4 protein-coding genes are annotated in these 4,480 nt (G+C 48.1%); all 4 read right to left on the bottom strand.

The genetic code is table 11. The features are described 5' to 3' along the window. On the bottom strand, positions 1 to 1,817 hold a 1,817-nt coding region (locus tag QZ735_RS02900), incomplete at its 3' end, for a phage baseplate assembly protein V (RefSeq protein WP_294243968.1). Positions 1,818 to 2,006: 189 nt separating this feature from the next. Next, a complete protein-coding gene (gene tssD / locus QZ735_RS02895; protein ID WP_294243966.1) occupies positions 2,007 to 2,411 on the bottom strand; it encodes a type VI secretion system tube protein TssD in 405 nt (134 codons plus the stop codon). A 195-nt stretch (positions 2,412 to 2,606) separates the two neighbouring features. Continuing rightward, positions 2,607 to 3,560 (bottom strand): hypothetical protein, encoded by a 954-nt coding sequence (locus tag QZ735_RS02890; RefSeq protein WP_294243964.1) that lies wholly within the window; start codon positions 3,558 to 3,560, stop codon positions 2,607 to 2,609. Between the two features lie 267 nt (positions 3,561 to 3,827). Next, positions 3,828 to 4,286: a hypothetical protein gene (locus QZ735_RS02885; protein WP_294243962.1), complete on the bottom strand. Its 459-nt coding sequence runs from the start codon at positions 4,284 to 4,286 to the stop codon at positions 3,828 to 3,830. Positions 4,287 to 4,480 lie beyond the last annotated feature (194 nt).

Here is a 4,480-nt window from a genome sequence, read left to right as displayed (position 1 = left end):
GTTTCACTATGCACATCCCCCTCGATCATCTCAGTCAGCTTTCCGGTGATAAATAGGCTGCTGTCCCCCATCACTGAAGTCATCTTCATGGCCCCCACGCTCTGGATGTGGTTCATGGTCACCGTGTCGGATTTGGACATCCCCACATGGGTTGTCATGTTCTGCCCGACATTGATGTCCAGGTTTTCCCCCGCATTGAAAGTCATATTGCGCGGCGCCGTTACCGTGATGTTTCCTTGTCCGTCCATGAAGTACGTATTCCCGCTCGGATCGATGATGTTCACGCTGCCTTCCGCATCGTTCATCAGAAGCCTGATCCCGCTCCGCGTCTGGATGGACTTCAGGTGGTTGTTGACACCCCCGCCCAGTCCTGTGCCCCCGTGGAACATCCCGCCCATGACAAACGGGCGGTCCGGGTGGCTGTGCACGAAGTTTACCATCACCTGGTCGCCTACTTCCGGGATCGCCACATACCCCCGGTTCTGAGTGATCTGGTCCGTGCCCCCTGCATCGGGGCTCATCATCCGGATGAAAGGAGTCGTGTCGCCGGTCTGCCAGTCAAAACGCACCTGCACCCGCCCCTGGCCCTCGGGGTCCGCATTGGAAACCACCGTCGCAAGCTCAGGCTCGGCCCGGGGAACCGTAAAATCAGGCCTCGGAAGAAAGCCCGTATCCGAGGCAATCCCCTCAAAGCTCCCCGAATAATGACCGATCGTATCGATCTCATGAATGGCCTCCGTGATCATGATCCGCGTAAAGTAATCCGCCTCATTGCTGTCGATCTTGCGCATCTGCACATCCGCAACGCAGCCCGGATGAAGAAAAGGGACCGTTGTCTTCCCCGATACCGAAAACACATTCACCCCCCGGCTCCCCGAGCTGCTCCGCTGGGAATACTCCACGTCAAGATGCGTCGAGGCTTTAAGCGGGGCCACCTGAAGGGAAGGGGTCCTGTAAATCGAATCGTTATGCCCGTAGGCCTTTTTCGCCAGATCGCCCACATGATGCACCGGCGTCTCCCCTGAGCTCAGCTTCTCATTCCGGCTGCTGTTATAGCCATAGAACCTGGGTTTGGTGTGTACGGCCCTGAGCTCTACATTCACATCATTCACGCTGCTGCCGTATATCAGGACAATCGGCTTGTTCTGCGGCGGAAGCTTCCCGAAATGAAGCACCTCCCCGTCATAGTAAAACTGCTCGCCACAGGCCTCAGCCATCCTGGCCAGGTAATTATAATGCGTCTCGTTGTACTGGCTGCTGTAAGGGATCTGTACATAGTCATTCGTATCCACCCTGATGTCGAACCGCTCCATATCGATGCCCTGCCTGATCACTTCACCGGCAATGATCCCCATATTCACCGGCGAGCTGCCTCCGAAGCTCTGGATATGAGGGGCACCGTCCAGCAATACCGTCGGGCTGTAGCCTTTCAATACCACGTTCCCAAGGCTCATCTTTTCCTGGCTGAAGCCTACCCCCGTAATTACCCCTACGAAGGTCCGCTCCGGGCTGTTCTCAATATCTTTATAGGAAATCACGGCCGTCAGGCGCTTGCCCAGAAAGCTGTGCGCTTCCTCAAGGGTATGCGTCTGGCGGCTGCCCAGAGCGTCATGGCCTAAAGTCACACTGAACTCATGGTGGCGCCCCGTGCTCTGGGTAAGCCTGAAATGTTTATAGTATTTGATGATCCGTCCCTCCACCACCAGCGATAGCTTCACCAGACGGTTGATCCCCATGTGATGATTCTCCGTTACTCCGTCTGCATTCTGAACAGGACGGAATTTCTGTCCATTCGTATTTTCAGGTATTGTTGCCATAATTCTGTGATTGTGATTATTAAAGTTAAAAAAAATTCCGGTATCCCTAACCCATCCTGTCTTTTTATTACAAAAATTTAGTATGTACCAGGTATAAGTTTCCTTTACAGGTTAATTTTAAAAAACAAAGGCCCTCCCTTACAGGACGGCCTCTATATTTTCTGTATCATCCGATATGGAGAGACAGTTTTAGCTTGAAGGCCACAGCCCTTCATAGATGGAATTACCGTAATCGATGGTTTCGGCGCTTACGATAAAGCTGATCAGCATGCTGTTCTCATCTACTGCATCAAAATCCACTTCGTGCTGGATCACATATCCGTTTTTCCAGGTAAGGGTAATCAGGGTACCTTCTTCATGGGATTTATTGAAGGTAATTTCTCCTGTAGTCGGTTTATACTTTCCGTTCAGTAAGCTTTCGAGGATATCCGATTTCTCGGTAGCTTCCACGGTTACTTTAATCAGTGCATTGGATGGGTCTGAAGCCACTCGTCCTGAAACATCCGTAGATCTGGATACGCTGTAGTTCAGTTTTAACAATTTCTGTCCTTCTCCTCCATTGAATTTTAAGATTCCTCTTGAATTTGCTGCCATATTGGTAAATTTTAATTGTTAGAATATTTTGTGATTCGGTGATTATATTTCAAAGATAGGAGGCTTAAAGTTCTTAAAAAAGTTTTTATCCACTTATCTGTGATTTTGTAGTAATACTACGACTTTGTGTAGTAGTTCTACGACACTGCAAAACAAAACATTAAATAAAACACTCAATTACAGCAGTTTAAATATTTATTCAATTTTCAAAGAACCGTATTCTTTTACCCCGAACTGCCTGATATGATACCGGATCTCAATTTCTTTTACCATTCCGGTAGCCGCCTGAAGAACATATTGTCCGGAGAATCCTGCACTATCCTGTGGGACTGCCGCGTCCTGGATGAGTATGATTTCCGCACTGTCATCTTTATCTTCAATCTGCTGAACTACAGGAAGCCGTATGTTTTCCTCGCCGATCTTCTGGTCCAGTGCAGACTTCCCTTTGATAAATGTATTTCGTACCGCTGCAAAATAAGTTCTGATGAAGACATCATCTTTCATTTTACTGCTGAACAGATCCCGGTCGGATATGGCCCGGGCAAACTGATCAAGGTAAATTCCGGCATACCGGTCGGGAAACCGGTCATGCAGGCGGGCTTTGATCGTGTTGAACTGACTTAAAATTTCCTGCGTCAGTCTTACGGCAGTGATTTCCCCTTTCAGACCGGTGACCACCTCCAGCGGATTGAGAGAACGTACCGACTGCGCTGCAAGATCGGCCATCATGCTCCCCTGACCCTCTTCAAAGTTGTTTTTGAAGAGATGGAAAATATGGGAACCACCCTCACTCCTGATCCACTTTACGGAAACCGTGTAGCTAAGGATCGTGTTCTTTACTTCCAGTCCGTTGTCCTCCGTACCATTGTAGGTAACGGAATAGATCTTACTGAAATTCTCAGGCGCAAAAGGAATGTCGGGATTTAATCTGGGCTGCCGGAATGGGGCATCCTGGCGGCGGTTGTACATCCGTACGGTTTCCGCATCGGGGAGCAGCAATTTTGTTCCCGGATTCATGCTCCCTACAATCCTGTCCTGCCTTGCACAGTGCAGGTTGTGAAATTCGATGAGGTAAGCCGGATTTTCAAGATGAATGGCCTGCGCTATGTGCTCCGGTGTTTCTCCTGAAAGGATAAAGTGAACGGTCATATTTCTTTTTTTGGCATATACCAAATTAATTCAAAATTTCCGTTTTTCAAAATAAGGCCAGGCAATCCTTCGGTTTTCCGTTCAGGATCATTTTTATCTTCCTGAATTTTTTTTTATCTGATATCGAAGAAGCACCCCATCCTTATATTTTGAGCCGGAAAACCTCATCTCATCGGAAAAGCCATTTCATAAAGCCATACCGGTAAACATCCCGCTTATGATACAACTTTCAGCAACGTATTACTACTATTTCCAATAAGAAGCTGATTACCGGATCTTCTGTAAAGGAAAATCATCATTTCCCGGATTGATAAAGTAGACCGGACTGCCGGAGATCAGATAACTGCCATCTGATTTTTGCAGATAAATGGTCCCCATCTCCTCTGCCTGCGGATTGAAAGGAATCCTTATTTTATCCGCATCCATCACCGCTGCTCTGATATTTTTGAAAACCTGAGGCCTTTCACCACCATCGGTATATTTTACGGTAATATCATCAGCCGTTGTAATGACGATATCGAAAGCTGTTTCCTGACCATCTCTGTTATATGCGGAAAAGCGGTAGCTGCCATGCCACTGATTGTCCAGAGTAGCCGTATTCTGCCGCTGCTTTTCCGGACCGGGATGCTTACTGATGCCACAGACTTTAAAAAGATCCCGCCCTGAAAGTAAGGTGGTGTCGTAACTTACCTCAACAGGTGATTCGGGGTCTGCCGTGATGTCCATCAGCTTTCCGCTTTCGGGAAAAAACTCCAGCTAGCCTAGGGTGTTTTCTACCTGGCGAACTTGTCCTGACCGGTCTGAAATATCATTATTATATAACTGTACGGTTATCTTCTGCGCTGAGACATCATCAATCCGTAACAGGACTTCCGGAAAATCCTGCAGCATCTTCAGATTACCAGATTTTACGATGGCAA

The organism is uncultured Chryseobacterium sp., from assembly GCF_913776365.1.
Classification (GTDB): domain Bacteria; phylum Bacteroidota; class Bacteroidia; order Flavobacteriales; family Weeksellaceae; genus Chryseobacterium.
This window is presented reverse-complemented; position numbering and strand designations above follow the sequence as displayed.